The 20988-nt window shown below is 72.7% G+C and carries 18 protein-coding genes; 11 read left to right on the top strand and 7 right to left on the bottom strand.

Annotation, left to right across the window (positions count from 1 at the left end; all coding sequences use genetic code 11):
• Positions 1 to 223 precede the first annotated feature (223 nt).
• From BLS99_RS15565 to BLS99_RS15585, 5 genes are all read left to right on the top strand, one after another.
• Positions 224 to 1516: a hypothetical protein gene (locus BLS99_RS15565; RefSeq protein WP_091051676.1), complete on the top strand. Its 1293-nt coding sequence runs from the start codon at positions 224 to 226 to the stop codon at positions 1514 to 1516.
• Between the two features lie 3 nt (positions 1517 to 1519).
• Complete coding sequence (locus BLS99_RS15570) at positions 1520 to 2167, top strand: hypothetical protein (RefSeq protein WP_091051680.1); 648 nt, start codon at positions 1520 to 1522, stop codon at positions 2165 to 2167.
• Between the two features lie 174 nt (positions 2168 to 2341).
• Positions 2342 to 2677, top strand: a complete 336-nt coding sequence (locus BLS99_RS15575) for a YbaB/EbfC family nucleoid-associated protein (RefSeq protein ID WP_176953384.1) — start codon at positions 2342 to 2344, stop codon at positions 2675 to 2677.
• Entirely contained in the window at positions 2674 to 3063 is a 390-nt protein-coding gene (locus BLS99_RS15580; RefSeq protein ID WP_091051685.1) for a YbaB/EbfC family nucleoid-associated protein, read from the top strand. The genes BLS99_RS15575 and BLS99_RS15580 overlap by 4 nt, the downstream gene beginning before the upstream one ends.
• A 74-nt stretch (positions 3064 to 3137) precedes the next feature.
• Positions 3138 to 4019: a hypothetical protein gene (locus tag BLS99_RS15585; protein WP_143034830.1), complete on the top strand. Its 882-nt coding sequence runs from the start codon at positions 3138 to 3140 to the stop codon at positions 4017 to 4019.
• Positions 4020 to 4050: 31 nt separating this feature from the next.
• Here BLS99_RS15585 and BLS99_RS15590 read toward each other — a convergent pair whose 3' ends face one another.
• Positions 4051 to 5052, bottom strand: coding sequence for a Gfo/Idh/MocA family protein (locus tag BLS99_RS15590; RefSeq protein WP_091051694.1), 1002 nt, complete (start codon positions 5050 to 5052; stop codon positions 4051 to 4053).
• Between the two features lie 179 nt (positions 5053 to 5231).
• Here BLS99_RS15590 and BLS99_RS15595 point away from each other — a divergent pair, with 179 nt between their 5' ends.
• Positions 5232 to 5870, top strand: a complete 639-nt coding sequence (locus BLS99_RS15595; RefSeq protein ID WP_091051698.1) for a copper resistance CopC family protein — start codon at positions 5232 to 5234, stop codon at positions 5868 to 5870.
• A gap of 126 nt (positions 5871 to 5996) precedes the next feature.
• Here the strand turns inward: BLS99_RS15595 and BLS99_RS15600 are convergent, their stop codons facing one another.
• Genes BLS99_RS15600 through moaC form a run of 4 tightly spaced genes read right to left on the bottom strand, consistent with a single transcriptional unit; the run spans position 5997 to position 8559 of the window.
• Positions 5997 to 6422, bottom strand: coding sequence for a molybdenum cofactor biosynthesis protein MoaE (locus BLS99_RS15600; RefSeq protein ID WP_091051701.1), 426 nt, complete (start codon positions 6420 to 6422; stop codon positions 5997 to 5999).
• Between the two features lie 30 nt (positions 6423 to 6452).
• Positions 6453 to 7616: a molybdopterin molybdotransferase MoeA gene (locus BLS99_RS15605; RefSeq protein ID WP_091051704.1), complete on the bottom strand. Its 1164-nt coding sequence runs from the start codon at positions 7614 to 7616 to the stop codon at positions 6453 to 6455.
• The gene (locus BLS99_RS15610; RefSeq protein ID WP_091051708.1) at positions 7613 to 8104 is read right to left on the bottom strand and encodes a MogA/MoaB family molybdenum cofactor biosynthesis protein; all 492 of its coding nucleotides are present in this window, start codon (positions 8102 to 8104) and stop codon (positions 7613 to 7615) included. Before BLS99_RS15610 ends, BLS99_RS15605 begins: the two co-directional genes overlap by 4 nt.
• Positions 8092 to 8559 (bottom strand): cyclic pyranopterin monophosphate synthase MoaC, encoded by a 468-nt coding sequence (moaC, locus tag BLS99_RS15615; protein WP_091051711.1) that lies wholly within the window; start codon positions 8557 to 8559, stop codon positions 8092 to 8094. The genes BLS99_RS15610 and moaC overlap by 13 nt, the downstream gene beginning before the upstream one ends.
• A gap of 123 nt (positions 8560 to 8682) precedes the next feature.
• Between moaC and BLS99_RS15620 the strand changes: the two genes are divergently transcribed.
• Positions 8683 to 9051, top strand: coding sequence for a hypothetical protein (locus BLS99_RS15620; protein ID WP_091051714.1), 369 nt, complete (start codon positions 8683 to 8685; stop codon positions 9049 to 9051).
• Complete coding sequence (locus BLS99_RS15625) at positions 9041 to 9454, top strand: hypothetical protein (RefSeq protein ID WP_091051717.1); 414 nt, start codon at positions 9041 to 9043, stop codon at positions 9452 to 9454. Before BLS99_RS15620 ends, BLS99_RS15625 begins: the two co-directional genes overlap by 11 nt.
• Here BLS99_RS15625 and BLS99_RS15630 read toward each other — a convergent pair.
• Both BLS99_RS15630 and BLS99_RS15635 read right to left on the bottom strand, forming a co-directional pair.
• Positions 9451 to 10077: a hypothetical protein gene (locus tag BLS99_RS15630; RefSeq protein WP_091051719.1), complete on the bottom strand. Its 627-nt coding sequence runs from the start codon at positions 10075 to 10077 to the stop codon at positions 9451 to 9453. The two genes, BLS99_RS15625 and BLS99_RS15630, sit on opposite strands and share 4 nt — an antisense overlap.
• Positions 10074 to 12509, bottom strand: a complete 2436-nt coding sequence (locus BLS99_RS15635) for an FtsK/SpoIIIE domain-containing protein (protein WP_091051722.1) — start codon at positions 12507 to 12509, stop codon at positions 10074 to 10076. The genes BLS99_RS15630 and BLS99_RS15635 overlap by 4 nt, the downstream gene beginning before the upstream one ends.
• 337 nt (positions 12510 to 12846) lie before the next feature.
• On the opposite strand from BLS99_RS15635, the gene BLS99_RS15640 reads away from it, so the two are divergent.
• From BLS99_RS15640 to BLS99_RS15650, 3 genes are all read left to right on the top strand, one after another.
• On the top strand, positions 12847 to 13506 hold the full coding sequence (locus tag BLS99_RS15640) for an OB-fold-containig protein (protein ID WP_091051725.1): 660 nt from the start codon (positions 12847 to 12849) through the stop codon (positions 13504 to 13506).
• Between the two features lie 138 nt (positions 13507 to 13644).
• Positions 13645 to 15711: an SPFH domain-containing protein gene (locus tag BLS99_RS15645; RefSeq protein ID WP_091051728.1), complete on the top strand. Its 2067-nt coding sequence runs from the start codon at positions 13645 to 13647 to the stop codon at positions 15709 to 15711.
• A gap of 90 nt (positions 15712 to 15801) precedes the next feature.
• Positions 15802 to 20892, top strand: coding sequence for a DNA repair ATPase (locus tag BLS99_RS15650; protein ID WP_091051731.1), 5091 nt, complete (start codon positions 15802 to 15804; stop codon positions 20890 to 20892).
• Positions 20893 to 20988: the final 96 nt, after the last annotated feature.

The raw sequence follows: 20988 nt of genomic DNA on the forward strand, positions 1-20988 counted from the left end.
GGGGCATCACTCCGGGGGGTACCAGTGCCGGTCGCTCATTGCCGGGCGGCGGCCCGTCTGGGCTCGGTCCGAACCGTCCGATTCCACATCATAGTGACACGGCGCCACGCGATGGCGCCTGCGCGTGGGCGCCGGTCTGGCGACGGTGCGCTAGCGTGGAACGACGGCGCCGCGGCCGGCCCCCGCCCGCGCCCCCTCACGCCCCCTGTCCAGAGGAGTTCGCATGTCGGATCAGTACGGCTCTGACATCACCCAGTACGGGACCCCCGAAGCGCCGGGGGACTTCCGGCGCGCCGTCAACTCGACCCCGGTGGTCGGTTCGGCGACGAGTCTCGCCGAGAACATCTACGGCACCGTCGCGGGCGACGACCGGCTCTCGTCGGCCGCGGGCATCCCCGGCGACATCGCCGGGATCGCGATGCAGGGCCTGCTGGCCGTCCGCGACCCGATCTACGCGCTGGTCAACGCGGGCCTGGGGTTCCTCATCGAGCTCATCGACCCGCTCCAGGAGCTCATGGACTCCGTCGCGGGCGACAAGGACGAGATGGCCCGCCAGGGCGAGGTCTGGGGCCAGGTCGGCGAGGCGCTCGGCGCGCTGAGCGGCGAGACGGGCGACGCGGTGCGCGGCAACCTCACCGGCTGGTCCGGGCAGGCGGCCGACGCCGGGTACAACCAGCTCAACGCGATCGAGGCCGCGATCATGGCCGCCTCGCAGGAGGCGCTGAGCGTCCAGACGCTGCTCGGGTGGGCGCAGGCGCTCGCCGAGGCGATCGAGGGGTGCATCCGCTCGATCGTGGCCGAGCTGCTGTCGTGGCTGGTGACGCGCGGTCTGATCGCGTTGGCGAACAGCGCGTGGTCGTTCGGGGCGTCGGTGGCGACGTTCATCCTCGGCGCGGCCGCGAAGGGCTTCGCGATGTTCACGCGCGCGATGCAGTGGGTGCAGAAGAGCGTCAAGGTGTTCTCGAAGCTCGCCACGGTCATGCTGAAGTTCCTGGGCAAGAACCCGTTCCGCGGCATCAACCCCGCGAACGGCTTCGAGCTGGCGGGCAAGGGCCTGTGGCTCGGGGTCCTCAAGAACGTCGGCGTCAAGGCCGGCACGGGCCTGCTCCAGGGCCGGGGCACCGCGCAGAACACGGCGAAGGGTGCGGGGAAGAACGCGATCGCCGGGGCGATGGCCGACACCAGCGGTGCGACCGGCGCGCCGGTGACGGTGGACCTCGCGTCGCTGGAGACCACCGCGGGCAGCTTCGACGGCCTCGCGACGAACGCGGGTTCGATCCAGAACGTCGCGCAGGAGGCCTCGGTCGCGCAGATGACCTGGGGCCTGACGGGCGCGTTCGGGTTCGAGGAGGCGTACCGGGACAACACCGAGGGCCTGGCCGAGGCGATCACCGCGATCGAGGGGGCGCTCGGCGGCTCCGCGATCCAGTTGCGCGGCACCGCGGCCGACTACCAGGCCGCCGACGACGAGGCCGCGGCCGAGCTCAACCGGATCCTCCAGGAATTCGGGAGCTGACCGGTGGCGGACCCGGCGGTCGACCTCACCCGCGACGCGGCGCGCGTCCTCGGGGCGGGCTGGCTCGAACCCGACGAGCGCCTGATCGAGGCCGCCGCGGTGTGGAGGCTCCCGGCCTTGGACGGCATCCCGAAGCCGCCGTGGCCCGCCGACCAGCTCGGGGCCCGGATCCTCAAGACCACCGGGCTGGTGCTGCTGTGGATCGTCGGGTCGGTCGTCGTGCTCATCGTGCTGATCGTTCTCGCCGACGGCCTGGGCGGCGGCGGTGGCGAGAGCGGGAGCCCGAAGACGAAGGGCCCCGCGGTCGTCCTGCACGGCAAGGGAAGGGACTCCCTCGCCGGGAGGCTCGTGACGCCGGGGCTGCGGCGGCGCGGCTGGTGGGTGTTCACCAACCGGCGCGTCGCGTTCGTGGCCCCGCGCGGGCGCGTGAGCGGGAGGTTCTGGAGCGGTTCGGGACCGGAGCAGGAGTTCCCCGGGCCCGTCCCGGTCGACACGGTCGCCGAGGTCCGCGACAGCGCGTACACCTACGAGGGCGACGTGGACCGGGTGCGGCGCACCAGGATCCTGCGCCGGTCCAAGCCCGCCGGGCTCTACAAGCGGGTGCGGTTCGCCGACGGCTCCGGGATCGACTTCCGCCGCCGCCACCAGTGAGGGGCCCGCGTTGCGCCGCTTCGCATCCCCGCCCGCCACGGCCGTGGCGAACCGCCGCAGAAGCCGCTCGCGGCGCATCCGTTCCCACCCGCAACCCGAGCGAGCGGCATGCCGTTAGCATCGTGTGATGTGGCGGCCGACCCACCGGCCGCACCTGCCCGGGAGGAGAGCGCCATGCCGGATGATCCGGCCGAGGAGATGCGCCGCAGAGCCGAGGACATCGAGCGCCTCGCCGTCGAACTCGAAGGCGAGGCCGTCAGCGAGGACGGCGCGGTCCGCGTGGTGACCGGCGCCGCCGGCAACGTCAAGGAGCTGGACCTGCGCATGAGCGCGTACCAGATGTCCGGCGTCGAGCTCGGCGAGCTCATCGTCGCGACCATCCGCGAAGCCGACCGCCGCACGCAGGCCGACCTCGCCGAGCGCGTCGGCGCCATCATGGGCGTGCCCCTGACCCCCGACGACCTCGGCGGCCCGGGCCTCGCCCACATCGACACCGAGGAGCCCCGATGAGCGACCGCGACCCCGAGGCGATGATGCGCCGCCTGGAGCAGATGCAGGCCGAGGCCGAGTCGATGCTCGCGAAGTTCAACGAGCTCAGCGAGCGGCTCGGCGCCGAGGCCGTCGAGGTCCGCTCCGAGGACGGCCGCATCCGCGTCAAGCTCGACGCCGAGGGCAAGGTCGCCGAGATCGGCATCGACGAGTACGCGATGCGCATGCGCCAGTCCCTGGCCCCCACCATCATCGCCCTCATCGAGGAGGCGACCGCCACCCACGCGCTCAAGATGGCGCAGATGGCCCAGTCCCTCGTCGGCGACCGCATCGACGTCATGGGCATGGTGAACCGGGACGTCCCCGAGCACCTGCGCGACCGCGCCCGCGACAACCTCGACCGCTAGCGCCCCTGCGGCACCGGGCCCCGGGCCCCGCCGCAGGGCCGCCGGCCGTTGCCCCTCCCCGGTATCTTGCTCGCATGGGAATGAAAGACCGCCTGGAGCAGATGAAGCAGCGCGCGCAGGACGCCGGGAAGATGGTCGTCGACGTCGGCGTCGAGAGCGCCCGCGAGAAGCGCGACGCCGCGACCGGTTTCGCCAAGGGCAGGGTGGACGCCGCCACCGGCTTCGCCGTGCAGAAGCGCGACGCCGCCAAGGACCTCGCCGTGAACACCAAGTCCGCGTTCAAGGAAGGCGACTTCGAAGAACTCCTCGCCCGCCTCCCGCTCCCCGCCCGGCCCGTCCAGGAGGACTGGCAGTGGAGCCTCGCTAAGCTCATCACCTCCGGCGCCAAGCCCCCCACGGGCACAGGGATGCTCCTGGGCCTGCTCGACAACTTCGGGACCATCGACATCGGCCCCAAGGAGGTCGGCTTCGACGGCGGCACCGCCAAGTGGCACAAGGTGAAGGCCATCCGGACCCGGTCCCTCGACGGGATCCTCCAGAAGCTCTCGACCGACACGTTCACCGAGACCATCGAGAACCTGCTGCCGCCCGTCCCGGGCCGCGGCTGGGTCTCCGAGAAGGCCACCTCCGCGATCTTCACCCTCTGGGCCATGGTCGCCGACCTCGCCATCCGCGACCCCGAGGCCGGGCGCCGCCAGGTCGTCTGCGAGATCGAGTACAAGGGCTGGATCTTCACGAAGGAGGCTGCGACCGGGTACTTCACCGGCCCCGTCATGGCGCTCCTGCCGAACCTCGACACGATCTTCCGCGAGGAGGCCGCCTCCCGCGGCGTCGTCGTGGAGCAGGCCGAGGACACCGCGATCGAGAACGCCGAGACGCGCGTCGCCTGGCTGCGCGAGAAGCACGCCGCCATCGCCGCCAAGCGCGCCGAGGCGCAGAAGTCGATCGAGTACTAGGGCGTCGCGCGGGGGAGCCCCGCGCGACCTCCTACGACTGCTTCGGGTGGGTCTCGCCGGGGTAGCGCAGGCCGATCCGCTCGCGCACCGCGTCGAGGATCTCCATGACCTCGATCGTGCTCTGCGGCGGCACCAGCGTCGACTCCAGCCGGCCCTGCCGCAGCGCCCGGTGCACTTCCAGGGCCTCGTGGACGTAGCCGTGCCCGACGTAGGGCGCCTCGAACTCGCGCGAGCCCCCGTCGTACCGCACCAGCGTGTACCCGCTCGGCCGGTACGCGTAGTCGTGCAGCTCGATCCGGCCCTCGGTGCCCGCGATCGTGACCTCGTTCGCCGCCCCGCCCCGGTAGGAGCAGGAGAGCTGCGCGATCGCGTTCGGGTACTTCAGGGTGATCGCGGTCTGCGCGTCGACGCCGGTGACCGCGTCCATGACGGCCTCGGCCGACACCGACTCGGGGACGCCGAGCGCCAGGTGCGCCAGCGTCACCGGGTACACGCCCAGGTCGAGCAGGGCGCCGCCGGCGAGCTCCGGGTTGCGCAGGCGGTGCGAGGGCGGGATGTCGCCGGAGATCGCGAAGTTCCCGTTCACGGACACGACCTCGCCGATCATGCCCTCCTTGATCGCCCGCCGCATCTCCCGGATCGCCGGGTTGCAGCGGGTCCACATGGCCTCCATGAGGAACCGCTGGTGCTCGCGGGCGACGTCGAACATCGTCCGGGTCTGGGCGGCGTTGTACGCGAACGCCTTCTCGCACAGCACGTGCTTGCCGGCCTCCAGCAACCGGAGCGTCGGCAGGTAGTGATGGGAGTGCGGGGTCGCGACGTAGACGATGTCCACCTCGTCGCTCGCCGCGAGCGCCTGGACGGAGTCCAGGGCGTGAGGGATGTCGTACTTCTTGGCGAACGCGGCGGCGCGCTCCGCCGATCGAGAGGCCACAGCGGTGACGCGGCAATCGTCGAGGAGGGCAAGATCTTCCACAAAGGTCGATGCGATTCCGCCGGTCGCCAGGATTCCCCATCGGATCGGTTCAACCATGGACGTAAGCACACCACAACTTCCGGCGATCGTCAACACGAGGGTGAGCGGTACTATCTCCGCCAACCGGGCCATTTCCGCGCGCCTCAGTGACGGTGCGTGATCGCACCTTGCCCCCGGGTGGGCGGTGTGACGATTCCCCCACCGGGGAACCGATCCCGCCGTGGCACCATAGCCGAATGCAGACGACCCGAATCAAAGGCGGCGCCGCGCTCGCGCTGGCCGCCCTGGCAGGAGGGGCCCTGTCGCTGGGACTCGCCGCCCCCGCCTCCGCGCACGCCGCGCTCACCGGCACCGACCCCGAGGACGGCGCGACCCTGGCCGAGGCGCCCGCCGAGGTCTCGGCGACGTTCTCGGAGAACCTCGACGGGCCCTCCACCGAGATCGCCGTGACCGACCCGTCCGGCGCGGTCGTCGCCGTGGCCGACCCGGTGTTCGACGGCGACACGTTCACGCAGCCGATGCTGTACACCGAGCCGGGCACCTACACCGTGGCGTTCCGGGTCATCTCCGAGGACGGCCACCGCATCGACGACGCGGTCGAGTTCACGGTCGAGTCGATCCCCGAGGGCCTGTACGCGCCCGGTTCGGAGCCGGCGGCAGAGACCACCGAGAGCGCCGCCGCGACCTCCGAGGAGCCGACGGAGACGACCGAGGAGACCACCGCCGCCGCGGCGGAGGACGAGGACTCGAACGCGGGCGCCGCACTGGCGGCGATCCTGCTGGGCCTGCTCATCATCGTCGTGGGCGGTGTCGTGCTGGTGAAGACCTTGGGCCGCAAGAAGCAGGCGGGCGACGGCGGGAAGACCGAGAGCTGACCGCCTCCCTGAGCGGGCGGGATTTCCTTCGGCTCAGGGACAGTTCACCTTCTCGGCAGTGCTACCTGCGACAGTGCCTCTGCCTCCTCAGGGACAGTTCACCCACTCGACAGTGCTTCTGCCTCCTCAGGGACAGTTCACCCATTCGTCGGTGCCGTCGTCGAAGAACTGGTGCTTCCAGATCGCCAGGCGCGCCTTGACCGCGTCCACGAGGTCGGCGCAGGCGTCGAACGCCTCCTTGCGGTGCTCGGCGGCCACGGCCGCCACCAGCGCCGGGTCGCCGATCGCGAGGTCGCCGACCCGGTGCGAGACGACCACGCCGCGCACCCCGGGCCGCGCCGCGAACTCCTCGGCGATCCGCCGCAGCTCCTCGCCCGCGGACGGGTGGCCCTCGTAGGAGAGCGACAGCACCCCGCGGCCGTGGTCGTGGTTGCGGACCACCCCGGCGAACGAGACGACCGCGCCGGCCTCGGCGGAGGCCGCCGTCCGCTCGTGCTCCTGCACATCGAGCGGGGCGTCCACGACCCACGCCCGGATCACCGGATTGCCCATCGCCGTACTCCGTTCATCGCCGAATCCTGCTCACTGCCACACGCCAGGGACCGTCGCGAGGCCGACCGTGCTCCCGGCCGCGGCCTCCGCATTCGGGGGGACCACGGCGAACCCGGCCGCGCCCGCGAGGCCGCGGAGCATCGCCGAGCCGTGGTGCGCGAGCCGGCGCCCGGCCGGGTCGACCAGCGCGAGGTGCGTGAACGAGCCGCGGCCCGGCACGTCCTCGGCGAGTTCGACCGTGCGCAGTGGCGGCAGCGGCAGGCCGCGCAGGCCCGCCAGCAGCGGTGCGACGACGGTGACGACCGCGATCACGGCCGACTGCGGGTTGCCGGGGAGCCCGGCCACGAATTTGCCGTCCGCGGTGCGCGCCAGGAGCATCGGGAAACCCGGGCGGACGGCGACGGTGTTGAGCACGTACTCGGCGCCGATCTCGGCGAGCGCGGCGTGCAGGTGGTCGACCGGGCCGACCATGGTGCCGCCGGTGGTGCACACCAGGTCGGCGTCGTTCAGGGCTTCGCGCAGGGCCGCGACGTGGGCTTCGAGGGTGTCCTCGACCGGGCCGATGCTCGGCCCGGCGTCGGCGCCCGCGGCGGTGAGCAGGTGGGGGACCATCGGGCCGAGCGCGTCGCGGATGCGGCCCTTCCCGGAGACGCCGCTGGTGAGCAGCTCGTCGCCGAAGACCACGACCCGGGCGCGCGGGCGCCCGTGCGCGGGCAGCGTCAGGTGCCCGGCCGCGGCGGCGAGGCCGATCACCGGCGGGGTGACGGGCGTGCCCGCGGGCAGCAGCTCCTCGCCGCCGCGGGCCTCCTCCCCGGCCTCGCGCCATTCGCGCGCGTGCGGGCCGGTGACGAAGCCGTCCTCGACGGTGCCGCTCTCGAGCCGGATGACGCCGTCGGTGCCCTCGGGGACCTGCGCGCCGGTCGCGATCGTCACGGCCGCACCGGGTCCGATGGCGTCGGGGACGTGCCCGGCGAGGACTTCGCCGCCGGTGCGCCACGGGCCCGGCCCGGCGACGGCCCAGCCGTCGACCGCGGAGGTCGGGAACGCGGGCAGGTCCGACACGGCCACGAGCGGTGCGGCGAGCGCCGAGCCGGCGGCCTCGTCGAACGACAGCTCGGCGGGGGCCGGCTTCGCGTCGTAGCCTGCGGCCCAAGCGGTCTCGCGGGCCTGGTCCCAGGCGATCGGGTCGGTCATGCGTTCCTCTCATGGTCGCCGTCGTGCAGCTGCGCCACGGCGTGCTCCACGAACCTCGCCGTGAGCACGGAGAGGCCGTCCTTCGCGGCGCCGCGCGAACCGGCGAGGTTCACGATCAGTGTCCTGGCCGAGACCCCGGCGATCCCGCGCGAGAGCGCCGCGTGCGGGGTCTTCGCGAGGCCGACCGCGCGGATCGCCTCGGCGATCCCGGGGACCTCGAAGTCCACGACCCGGCTGGTCTCCTCCGGGGTCAGGTCGTGCGTCGTCAGGCCGGTCCCGCCGGAGGTGACGACCAGGTCGGCGCCGGCGGCCACGGCCGCCCGGAGCGCGTCCCCGACCTCCTCGCCGTCGTGGACGACGACCGGGCCGGTCACGTCGAACCCGCAGGCGCGGAACCCCTCGGCCAGGATGGGCCCGGACTCGTCCTCGTAAACCCCGTCGGCCGCCCGGTTCGAGGCGACGACCACGGTGGCCTTCAGCGCCGCCATGCGCCGGTCTTCCCGCCGAGCTTCTCCTCGACCCGGACGTCGGTGATGACGGCGGCCGGGTCGACGGCCTTGACCATGTCGACGAGGGTGAGGCCCGCGACGGACACGGCCGTCAGCGCCTCCATCTCGACGCCGGTGCGGTCGGCGGTCTTGACGCGGGCGGCGATGTCCACGCCCTCGTCGGTGACCGTCAGCTCGACCTTCACGCCGCTGATCGCGATCGGGTGGCACAGGGGCACCAGGTCGGGCGTGCGCTTCGCGGCCATGATGCCCGCGATGCGGGCGGTGGCGAGCGCGTCGCCCTTGGCCAGGGAGTTCTCGCGCAGGGCGGCGACCACTTCCGGTGTGGTCCGGAGCCTCCCGGTGGCCAGGGCCGAGCGCTGGGACACGTCCTTGCCGGACACGTCCACCATCCGGGCCGCGCCGCTGGAGTCCACGTGGGTCAGGTCTGCCATGCAGCGAAGTCTAGCCGCGGTGGCGGACACGGGACCGCTCCCGCGGACGCGGCGCCGGGCGCCGGGCCACTTCGCGGTCCGGCCCCGGATCCGCGCCCGGGGACCTGTATTAGCGTCGGGTGCGTGATCGAATGGCTGTACCTCGCCGCCCAGGCCGCCGCGCTGGCGATGAGCGCCTGGTTCTTCGTGGAGACGGCGCGCTCGCAGCGGGTGGGCCGCCGCCATGTCGTCGGCGTCGCCGTCCTGGAGGCGTTCGTGCTCGCGCAGCTCGTCGCCGGGATCGCGATCGTGCCGGGCGAGGACGGCTCCGGCGCGGGCCTGTTCTTCTCGTACCTGGTGACGGCGCTGCTGGTGCCGGTGGCGGCGCTGTTCTGGGGTTCGATCGACCGCAGCCGGTGGGGGATCGGGACGGCCGCGGCCTCCGGCGTCGTCGTCGCGGCGCTGCTGCTGCGCATCCACCAGATCTGGGAGTTCCAGATCCATGTCGGCTGAACCGCAGGCGCGGGCCCCGCGGACGCTCGCGGACGGCTTCGGCCGCCTCATCGTGCTCGTGTACGTGGTCTTCGCGGTCTCCGCGGGGGCCCGCGCGGGCTACCAGGTGGCGACCAAGTTCGCGGACGCGCCGCTGAGCTTCACGCTGAGCGCCGTCGCCGCCGCGATCTACCTGGTGGCGGCCGTGGCGATCATCCGCGGCGCGGCCCGGACCGCGCTGGTCGCGGTCGGGATCGAGCTGGCCGGCGTGGTCGCGGTGGGGGCCTTGAGCTTCGCGGACCCGGACTGGTTCCCCGAGCCGTCGGTGTGGTCCCACTTCGGGTCGGGCTACGGGTACGTGCCGCTGGTGCTCCCGGTCGTCGGGCTGGTGTATCTCCTCAAGCGCCGCAAGGCCGCGCGTTAACTGAAGAACCCGAGGCACGCGACGATCAGCGTCGAGCCGCACAGGACGAGCCCGAGGCGGAAGTTCCGCTCCAGCTTCGCGTGCTCGTCGCCGATGCGCGGGCGCGAGGCGACCCCGATCGTGAGCCAGCCCAGGCAGAACGCGGCGAGCGGTGTCGCGATGAGGATCGCGGCGAGCCCGAACACGCCGAGCGGCCCGTCGGCGCGCACGGTCCGGAGCACGAAGAGCTGCACCAGGACGCAGGCGAGCGCGAACACCCCGTAGACGAGCCCGTTGCGCTCGTCCGCTCTCCAGCGCGGCAGCCACGGCGCCCGGTGCGCCAGGTACTCGGCGTCTTCGAGTTCCGCCTCGGCCGTGTGCAGGTCCTGTTCGGCGGCGGCGAGTTCGGCGTTCGGGTCGGCGAGGGGCGCGGGCGCGGCGGCGCGCTGCGGGGGTGCGGTGCGGGCGGCGCGGGCGAGTTCGTCCACGGCGGCCCGCTGCGAGGCGGCCTGCTCGGCGATCCGCTGGGTGCGCTGGCCGAGGGTCTCGGCGACGGTGGCGGTGCGCGCGGCGGCCTCGTCGGCGGTGCGGCGGGCCTCGTCGAGGCGCCGGAGTTGGGCGAGGTAGTCGTCGAAGGCGCTCACGGGCGGGTCCTCTCGATCGCGGTGGCCTCGTTCGGGGTGCCGCCGCTGCGCTGCGGGCCGGGCCCGTGGCCTTCGGGGCGCGAGAACGGGACGATCAGCCGCCCGCCCGCGGTGTCGGCGTGCCGGTCGACCAGGAGCGCGCGTCCGGGCCGGGGGCTCCAGTGCTGGAACTGGGGCCCGAAGTGGCCCATGATCTCGCTGCCGGGGAGGTTGAGGACGAGCGCGCAGGCGACGTCCTCGCGTCCGGCGGAGCCGCCGATGTCGTCGGTGAAGCGGCGGAGGTTGCGCCACCAGCCGAGGAGGTGGACCCCGCGGGCGGGGCCGGTGCGCAGGAGGTCGCGGAGGGCCTTCTGGCCCTTGGTGTCCAGGGCCGCGGCGTCGAGGCCCCACGCGGCGAGGACGGTGCCGTCGGGGACGGCCGCGAGCTGCGCCGCGAACGCGTCGGGGGCGACCTGGGCGCTGGTGCGGCGCAGGTCGGCGTGGCCGGTGAAGTCGGCGCCCCACACCTGGGCGCCGTTGCCGGCGAGGGCTTCGACGGCCGCTTCGAGGGCTTCGCCGCCGACGGGGTCGGAGCCGAGGACGGCGAGGTTGCGGCCGGGGCGCCGGTCGAGGTCGGCGCCGGCGGCGGCGAGGTGGAGCGACACCTCGCGGCCCAGGAGCGCGCGTCCCGGTCGCCGTTCGCCCGGCAGGGTGTCGGCGAGGTGGACGGGCCGGTAGCCGTAGAAGACGCGGGGCGCGCCGACGCCCGCGTGGGCGCGCCCGAGCTGTTCGCGCAGCCGCAGCATGACCTCGGCGTCGGTGTCGGGGAAGCGGGCGATGCGGTCGGCCCCGGCGGTGCCGCCCTCGGGGTTGACGACGACCTGCCCGAGCGAGATCCGCGCGGCGGCATCGTTGTTGGGTTCGAGGACGGTGCGCGCGCCGGGGAGGGCGATGCGCATCGGGAACTGCCCGAAGATCGAGTCCTTCTTGGCCCACAGGGCCTCGATGCCGGAGATCGTCTGCGAGGCGAGCACGAGGTGGACGCCGTAGGAGCGGCCCTTGCGGGCCAGGTTCTCCAGGAGCGCCACGGCTTCGGAGGCGACCCGGTCGTTCCCGGCCAGGAGCACCTGGAACTCGTCGGCGACGCACACGATCCGCGGGTACGCCTCGTGCTGCCGGAGTCCGGCGAAGGAGTTGGTGCCGTAGCGCTTCATGACGTTGGAGCGCCGCGTCATCTCCTCGTTCAGGGTCTTGAGGACGGCGAGGCCGTACTCGCGGTCGGACTCGACGCCGACGGCGCGGGCGTGCGGGATGAAGCTGGGGTCGCGCTCGGTCGGGATGAACTCGGTGAACGACACGCCCTCCTTGAAGTCGAGGAGGAACAGCGCCAGATCGGAAGGGGCGTAACGGGAGGCGAGCCCGTAGAGGACGTCGAGGAGGAACACGGTCTTGCCGCCGCCGGTGCGCCCGCCGACGAGCCAGTGCGGGGTCGCGTCGTCGAAGCGCAGCCGCACCTCCCCGGCGGCGTCGCGTCCGATGAGGACTTCGAGGCCGCGGGCCGGGTCGCCGGACTCGGGGGCGGGCGGGATGAGGTCGGCGAACGAGAGGGTCGCGGCGGCCTTGGCGCGCTCGGCGAGCCGCGCGGCCTCCCCGGCGACGAAGGACGGGTCGGGGGCGTCGGGCCAGGCCACGGGCGCGGCGAGGCGGTCGCCGCGGCCGAACGGCGCCGCGGGCGGGTTGGTGACCTCCACGCGGTCGCCGGCGGCGTGCATGACGGCCGCCTGCGGGAGGTCGGGGAGGCCGCAGCCGAGGACCGTGACCCCGTGCGCGAGACCGGATCTGGCGAGGGCGTCGATGCGTTCGACGAGGGTGCGCGGGGCGTCGCCGAGGGAGGCGACGACGAGCAGGAGCCGGTCGGTGCGCCGGCCCGCGATGTGGTCGGCCACTTGGGATTCGGCGCGGGCGACGGCGTCGGCGGCGGCCCGGGCGTCGGTGGCGACCGCCTCGATGACGCCCGCGTCGGCGAGGGGGCGCAGGGCCGCGAACGTGGCCCCGAGGGTGGCGGTGTCGATGCCGACCACCCGCAGCCCGTTCGGTTCGCGGGAGGCGACCGCGTGCAGGACCGCGGTCCGCACCAGGGCCGCGACGCCCTCGACGCGGGCGTCGACGGAGGTCGCGAGGTGCCCGCGGGCGCCGAACGGCACGAGCAGCGGGATCGAGCGGCCCTCGTGGAGGACCACGCGTCCGGCCTGGAGGAGTTCGGGATCGGCCCCGAGCTGCTGCGCCGAGGCGGTCGCGGCGTCGGATATCTGACGCTCGGCGGCGAGGAGCGCGGGGTCCACAGGGGTCTGGAACGCGGCGTCGCCGAGGCGCCGCGCGGCGGCCCCGGCCCGTGCCGCGGCCGCGTCGCACGCCGCCGCCGCGTTCGCCAGTGCAGTCTGGAAACCGGGCACCTGGCCTCCCCTTCAAGCGGGTTCGGGACCGCACCGGGCGCGCCCGGCCGGCGACTGTACAACCGGTCACACCTTATCGCGGGACGGCACCGCGCGCCCCTCCCCGGGCGGCAGGGCGGGCGCGAACGTCCGCTTTGCGCGACCTTCCCCCGATGGGACGCGTGCACTACCCTAGAAGCAAGCCCGATCTCGCTGACCCGCGAGTGCCCTGACCCGCCATCCCGCGGCGTGCGGAACGCCCCGCGCCCCGCGGCCCACAGAACCGACGACGCGACCCGAGCGCCGCCCAGCGGCGTCCCCGGCCGTCCCCGGATCCGCCGAGAAGGACCCGTGCCCCATGAGTGAGTTCCTGGACATCGCCCTTTCCTTCCCTCCGGTCGTCTTCTCCTTCGGACTCGTCCTGGTGGTCCTGTACTGGCTGGCGGTCGTCATCGGGGCGCTGGACGTGGACGTGGTCGACGTCGGCGACCCGGAGGTCGGGATCGAGGCCGGCGGGTTCTGGGGCGCGTTCGGGTTCGGCGCGGTGCCCTTCACCGTGGTGCTGTCGCTGTGGATCACCCTGGGCTGGATCGTGACCGTCCTCGGCACCACCTGGGTGCGCAGCGCCGACGTGTTCATCCCGCCCGCGGCCTCCGGCACCGCCGTGCTCGTGGCCGGCCTCGGCGTCGGCATGCTCGGCGCGAAGCTCCTCACCCGGCCGCTCGCGCGCCTCTTCGACGACGCCCCCGCGACCGCCCACGCCGACCTCGTCGGCAAGGTGTGCGTCGTGCGCACCGGCACCGTGACCCTCGACTCGGGGCAGGCGGAGGTCATCGACGAGGAGGGCGCGGTGATCCTCATCAACGTCCGGCGCTCCCCGCACGAGCCCGAAGGGGTCGACGACAGCCTCTTCGTGCGCCATTCGAAGGTCGTCGTATTCGACTACGACGAGCTCGACCAGGTCTTCCTCGTCGTCCCGGTGTCATTCCCGCCGGACATCGCCGTGCTTGAGGCATAAGGGTTCTTCGCCGAATTCGCCCCTCCCCCATTCGTGCCGCCGGTGCGTTCGCGGACCCCGCAAGGGGCGGGACTTGGCTATCGTGGTGCCACGCCCGTAACTCACGACCCCCTCGATGTCTCGTTAGGAACCCACCGAATGGACGCCTCCAACTCGGCTACCCTGATCACGCTCGTGGTCGCCGCGCTCATATTCCTGGGCCTGCTGCTCATGATCGTCCGGCTCTACCGGAAGGTCGCGCCCGGCCAGGCGCTGGTCGTCACCAAGCTCCGCACCCGCAAGGTCTCCTTCACCTCCGCGCTCGTGCTCCCGATCGTCCACCGGGCCGAGTACATGGACATCTCGGTGAAGACCATCGAGATCAACCGGGCGGGCAAGGACGGCCTGATCTGCCAGGACAACATCCGCGCCGACATCTCCATCACGTTCTTCGTGCGGGTCAACGCGACCGCCGACGACGTCATCAACGTCGCCGGGGCCATCGGCACCAAGCGCGCCTCCGACCAGGACACGCTCCAGGAGCTGTTCAACGCCAAGTTCTCCGAGGCCGTCAAGACCGTCGGCAAGCAGCTCGACTTCACCGACCTGTACACCAACCGCGACGAGTTCCGCGACCGCATCCTCAACGTGATCGGCACCGACCTCAACGGCTACTCGCTCGAGGACGCCGCGATCGACTACCTCGAGCAGACGCCGCTGGAGCACCTCGACCCGCAGAACATCCTCGACGCGCAGGGCATCCGCAAGATCACCGAGCTCACGGCCAAGGAGTCGGTGACCACCAACGAGCACCGCCGCCACGAGGAGAAGGAGATCAAGCGCCAGGACGTCGAGGCCCGCGAGGCCGTCCTGGAGCTCGAACGGCGCCAGACCGAGGCCGAGATCCGCCAGCAGCGCGAGATCGAGACCCTCCGCGCCCGCGAGTCCGCCGAGGTCCAGAAGGTCCAGGCCGAGGAGCGCCTCAAGTCCGAGACCGCGCGCATCCGCACCGAGGAGGCCACGGGCGTCCAGCACGAGAACCGCCTCCGCGAGATCGCCGTCGCCGAGAAGAACCGCGAACGCGTCCTCGCCGTCGAGACCGAGCGCATCGAGAAGGACCGCGTCCTCGAAGTGGTCGCCCGCGAGCGCGAGGAAGAGCTCGCCCGCATCGCCGCGAACAAGGAGCTCGAAGCGCAGAAGCGCGAGATCGCCGACGTCATCCGCGAGCGCATCGCCGTCGAGAAGACCGTCGCCGAGCAGGAGGAGGGCATCAAGCGCCTCCGCGCGGTCGAGGAGGCCGAGCGCGAGCGCCAGCGCGTCATCATCCTCGCCGAGGCCGAGGCCCAGGAGAGCCTGGTCAAGGACATCAAGGCCGCCGAGGCCGCCGAGGCCGCGTCCAAGCACCTCGCCCGCCAGCGCCTCACCGAGGCCGAGGCCGCGCAGCAGGCCGCCGAGCTCGAAGCGCGCGCGAAGATCCGTCAGGCCGAAGGGGAGCAGGCGCTCGCCGCCGCCCCGGGCCTCGCCGAGGTCCAGGTCCGCGAGGCCGAGGCCGACGCGATCGAGAAGGGCGGCCTCGCCGAGGCGAAGGCGTCCGAGGCGAAGGGGCGGGCCGAGGCCGAGGCCCAGGCCGCGATCGGCAAGGCCGAGGCCACCGCGACCGCCGCGAAGGGCACCGCCGAGGCGAACGCCCTGCGCGAGAAGCTCCTCGCCGAGTCTGCCGGCCTCACCGAGAAGGCCGTCGCGATGGACGCGCTCTCGAACGCGTCCCGCGAGCACGAGGAGTACCGCCTCCGCCTGGAGATGGAGAAGGAGCTGCGCGGCGCCGAGATCGAGGCCCGCCGGTCGATCGCCGAGCAGCAGGCGAACGTCATCGCCACGGGCCTGTCGAAGGCCGACATCTCCCTGGTCGGCGGCGACGCCCAGTTCTTCGACCGGGTCGTCGGCGCGATCGGCTACGGCAAGGCCGTCGACGGGTTCGTCGCCCACTCCGAGGTGGCCCAGACCGCGGTCGCCGCGTGGGGCAACGGGAGCACGTCGTTCGCCGAAGACCTCAAGGGCGTCCTGGGCTCCATCGGCACCGAGGACGTCAAGAACCTCACCGTGTCCGCCGCGCTCCTCAAGCTCATCCAGAGCGGCGGCGACGAGGGCTCCCTGAACGGCCTCCTGTCCAAGGCCCGCGAGCTCGGCCTGGCCGAGCGCCCGGCCTACGAGATCGCCGCGAAGTAGCGCCAGACCCGGACCGCGGGCCCCGCCACCCTTGGGGCCCGCGGTCCTCCCACCGCCCGCACCCGCATCCGAACGCTCCCAGGGGAACCCATGGCCGAAGAGAAGACCGCCGCGCCCGAGGCCGCCACCGCCGGGAACGCCCCGGACGGTACCGCTTCCGACCGCGCCGCTTCCGACAGTGCCGCCGCCTCTCTCGGCAGCGCCTCTCTCGACGGCGGCACCTACGAGGTCCTCTCCTCCCGCCTCGCCGGCTACGCCGCCGACCTCGCCGACCGGGCCGAGGCCCTGAACGCCGACCGCACCGAGGCGTTCGGGTCCACCGAGCTCACCCTCCTGGGCACCACGCGCATCCGCACCGCGAACAACTGCGTCCCGCGCGACATCGCCCGCATCGGCGACCGGCTCCTCTTCGGCTACAACGTCCACATGGGACTCAAGTCGCAGACCGGGGTCGCCGACGTCTTCGCCCTCCACGACTTCGAGCGCGAGAACGGGAACTTCGCGTTCCACGAGGTCGCCGAGTCCGGCCACGCCCTCGACGACCCGAGGTTCGTCACCGACTTCACCGAGATCTACCGGTACTACCGCTCCGCCGAACTCCTCCAGGTCCGCGAGGTCGACACCCGCCTCCTCGCCGTCTTCAAGATCGGCGACCAGCTCACCGACCAGCGCGTCCTGCGCTGGCAGCTCCAGAGCGACGGCACCGCCGCCTACATCGACGCGCGCGGCGAGGCCGACGCGGTCTGGCCCGAGCCCTACGACTTCGAGTGGACCGAGACCACCCGCGAGCAGCACGTCACCGGCCGCCACCCGCACGTGTCCATCGAGGACGAGATCTTCGTCGAATGCCTCGGCGGCGACCTCACCGTCAAGATCGAGAACAACACCGACACCGGCGAAGGCGTCTACTCCGAGCCCGTCGCCGAACCCCTCCAGTCCCTCGCCGACGCCGAGATCGCCTACTCCCGCATCGGACCGCTGATCCTGCTGCGCATCCTCCCCTACAAGGAGACCGCCGCCCGGCACCTGATCTACAACACCCGCACCGCGACCGTGGTGCGCGCCGACGCGATCGGCAACGCGTGCCGGCGCCTCCCCGAGGACCACGGCGTCATCTTCCCCGGCGGGTACTACCTCAACGAGGGGAGGCTCAAGACCTTCGACCACGAGAGCGCCGGGCTCCGCTTCAAGCGGATCGTCCGCTCGCCCAACGGCGAGGACGTCCTCTACGTCTTCTACGACCAGGCCGAGGGCCGCTCGCTCCTGCTGCCGTACAACGTGATCCGCAAAGAGGTCGCGGCGCCCATGAGCGTCCACGGCTACGCGGTCTTCGACGACGGCACCCTCGTCGCGTTCCGCGCCGGCGGCGAGGAGGCCACCCGGGTCCACCCGATGCAGGTGTGGGCCACCCCGTTCTGCTCCGAGGCCCACGCCGCCGCCACCGAGTCCGGCGACGGCCCGATCAACCGCATCGGCAACGCCGAGGCCGTCCGCGCCGTCTCCGACGCCCTCTCGGTGGCCCGCATCGTCCGCGAGATGGAGCCCGCCCAGGCGGTCTTCGAAGCGCTCATCGCCGCCGCCGTCCGCTGCCTCGACGACTACCCGTGGCTCGGCGACGAGGGGCTGCACGGCCTCGACGAGACGCTGAAGCAGGTCCGCGACACCGCCGAATCGGTCCTCGACGAGTACGCCACCGTCGCCGAACTCACCGGCGAGGCCGAGCGGGCCCTGGAGTCGGCCCGCACCGACACCGTCAAGCTCCTGCGCCGCGCCCGCGGCGAGACCCCCAAGACCGCCGAGGAGTGGGTCGGGCTCCTCACCGAGCTGCGCGGCGCCTCCGGGCACCTCGTGACGCTGCGCGAGACCCGCTACATCGACCTCGCCGGCATCGACGCGCTCGCCGCCGAGGTCGCCGAATCGCTCGCCGCCACCGGCCGCCGCGCCGTCGCGTTCCTGGAGCGCGACGACGCGTTCACCGCTTACCACGAGCAGATCACCGGCCTCGAACACAAAGCCGAGGGCATTGCCACCGTGGCCGAGGCGACCCCCGTCCTCGACGACCTCGACGCCCGCCAGCGGGGCCTGGAGACCCTGACCGAGGTCGTCGCGAACCTCGACATCGGCGACGCCGTCGTGCGCACCGCGATCCTCGGCCGCGTCTCCGAAGTCCTCGCCGCGGTCAACCGCGCCCGCGCGGCCCTCGCCGCGCGCCGCCGCGAACTCGCCGTGGGCGAGGGCAGGGCGGAGTTCGCCGCCGAGTTCGCGCTCCTGGGCCAGTCGGTGACCGCCGCGATCAGCGCCGCCGGCACGCCCGCGGCGTGCGACGAGCAGCTGGGCCGGCTCCTACTCACCATCGAGAACCTCGAGACCCGCTTCGCCGAGTTCGACGCGTTCCTCGCGCAGCTCGCCGACAAGCGCACCGACGTCTACGAGGCGTTCTCCTCCCGCAAGCAGCACCTCCTCGACGAAGCCGCCCGCCGCGCCGAGCAGCTCGCCGCCTCCGCCGACCGCATCCTCGACGCCGTCGCCCGCCGCACCCTCACACTGTCCTCACTGGACGAAGTGAACACCTACTTCGCCACCGACCCGATGGTCGAACGCCTCCGCAAGGTCGTGGCCGAGCTCCGCGGCCTCGACGACACCGTGCGCGCCGAGGAGGTCGAGGGCCGCATCGCCGCCGCCCGCGCCGAGGCCGGGCGGGCCCTGACCGACCGCATCGACCTCTTCGACGGCGACGCCGTCAAGTTCGGCGAGCACCGCATCCCCGTCAACACCCAGCCCCTCGACCTCACCCTCGTGCCCACCGGCGACGCGCTCGCCTTCTCGCTCACCGGCACCGACTACCGGCACGTGGTGGACGACCCCGGGTTCGCCGACACCAAGGCGTACTGGCAGCAGTTCCTCCCCTCCGAGAACCCGGACGTGTACCGCTCCGAGCACCTGGCCGCGGCCCTCCTCGCCGAGCACGGCACCGCCGCGCTCCTCGCCGAGGAGGACCTGCCGAAGTTCGTCGCCGCCGCCGCGGCCGAACGCTACGACGAGGGCTACGAGCGCGGCGTCCACGACGCCGACGCCGCCGCGGTCCTCACCGAGGTCCTGCGCCTCCAGCAGAGCGCGGGCCTGCTCCGCTACCCCGCCGCCGAACGCGCGCTGGCGCGGCTGTTCTGGGGCGAGTACACCGCGGCGAACAAGGAGGAGGCCGCGGTCTGGGCCGCCCAGGCCCGCTCGCTCGCGAAGGTCCGCGAGGTCTTCGGCCGCCCCGACGCCATGGCCGGGCTCGTCAAGGACATCGGCGCGCCCCTGGCCCGGTTCACCGAAGGCACCCGCCTGCGCGACCACTGGCAGTTCCCGCTCGCCGCCGACCCGCAGCTCACGGTGGAGTACCTGGTCGAAGAGCTCGCCGCCACCGGCGCCTTCGCCGCCTCCGGGCGCGCCCGCGCCCTCCTCACCGCGTTCGCCAACCACATCGGACCCACCGCCAAGGCCGAACTCGACAAAGACCTCAGCAGCGACCTCAACAGCGATCTCAGCAGCGATCTCAACAGCGACTTCAACAGCGACCTCGCGGCCGTCGAACGCGACGCGCCCGCCGACGCGCCCCGGTCGGTGTTCCTCAAATGGGGCCTCGCGTGGAACTGGCTCGACGCGTTCCTCGGCCAGACCGAGAGCGACCGCTTCGACCGCGGCGACCTCCCCGAGGCCATCGCCCTGCTCATCGGCTCGGCCGACTCCTACGACGTCGACGCCGAACTCACCGCGCAGGTCACCGGGCTCCTGGGCACCCACGCGCGCATCGAGAACCGGGTCCTGGAGATCCGCCTCGACGAGTTCCTGGCCCGCACCGGCGGGTTCCGCCGCACCGTCCTCCCCGGCTACCGGGCCTACCAGCGCCGCCGCGCCGACCTCATCGAGGCGCACCGCTCGACCCTGCGCATCGAGGAGTTCAAGCCCAAGACGATGGCCGGGTTCGTGCGCAACCAGCTCATCGACGACGTGTACCTGCCGCTCATCGGCGCGAACCTCGCCAAGCAGATCGGCGCCGGGTCCGGCGAGGGCCGGCGCACCGACCAGTCGGGGATGCTCATGCTCATCTCCCCGCCCGGGTACGGCAAGACGACCCTCATGGAGTACGTCGCCGACCGGCTCGGGATGCTCCTGGTCAAGGTCAACGGGCCCGCGCTCGGGCACGAGACGACCTCCGTGGACCCGAACGACGCGCCGAACGCCACCGCCCGCGCCGAGGTCCAGAAGATCAACTTCGCGCTCGAATGCGGCTCGAACGTCCTGCTCTACCTCGACGACATCCAGCACACCAACCCCGAACTGCTCCAGAAGTTCATCTCCCTGTGCGACGCGCAGCGGAAGATGGAGGGCGTCTGGAACGGCCGCACCCGCACCTACGACCTGCGCGGCAAGCGGTTCGCGGTGTGCATGGCCGGCAACCCGTACACCGAGGCCGGGCAGCGGTTCCGCATCCCCGACATGCTCGCCAACCGCGCCGACGTGTGGAACCTCGGCGACGTCCTCTCCGGGCGCGACCGGGTCTTCGCCCAGTCCTACATCGAGAACGCGCTCACCTCGAACAAGGTGACCGCGCCGCTCGCCGGGCGCGGGCGCGCCGACGTGCAGCTGCTCGTCCGCCTCGCCGCGGGCGACCCGACCGCCGCCCCCGACGGCCTCGCGCACCCGTACTCGGCGGGCGAACTCGACCAGGTGCTGTCGGTGCTGCGCAAACTCGTGCGCATCCAGGAGACCGTGCTGCGCAACAACCTCGCGTACATCGCGTCGGCCGCCACCGACGCCGCCGCGCGCACCGAGCCGCCGTTCCTGCTCCAGGGCTCGTACCGGAACATGAACCGCCTGGCCGAGCGGGTCGTCCCGGTCATGAACGACGAGGAGCTCGAAGCGGTCATCGACGACCACTACGCGGGCGAGGCGCAGACCCTCGCCTCCGGCGCGGAGTCGAACCTGCTCAAACTCGCCGAGCTCCGCGGGCGCCTCGACGGCGACCGCGAGGCCCGCTGGGAGGCCGTCAAGGACGCGTTCCGGCGCGAGCAGACGCTCGGCGGCGCGAGCGACGATCCAATGTCGAGGGCCGTCGGGGCCATCACCCTGCTGTCGGACCGCGTCGCCGGAATCGAGTCCGCGGTTCGGCAAAGAAGCAGCGTCGAGGGGGAATAAACGGTCGGCGCTGGTCCGCGGCGACCCGGTCACCCGGTACGCTTTCGAACTAGAGCCTGGCGACTAGCCCGCAGTGCCCCTGAACGCCGCAGATTA

The organism is Glycomyces sambucus (assembly GCF_900102815.1).
Taxonomy (GTDB): Bacteria; Actinomycetota; Actinomycetes; order Mycobacteriales; family Micromonosporaceae; genus Glycomyces; species Glycomyces sambucus.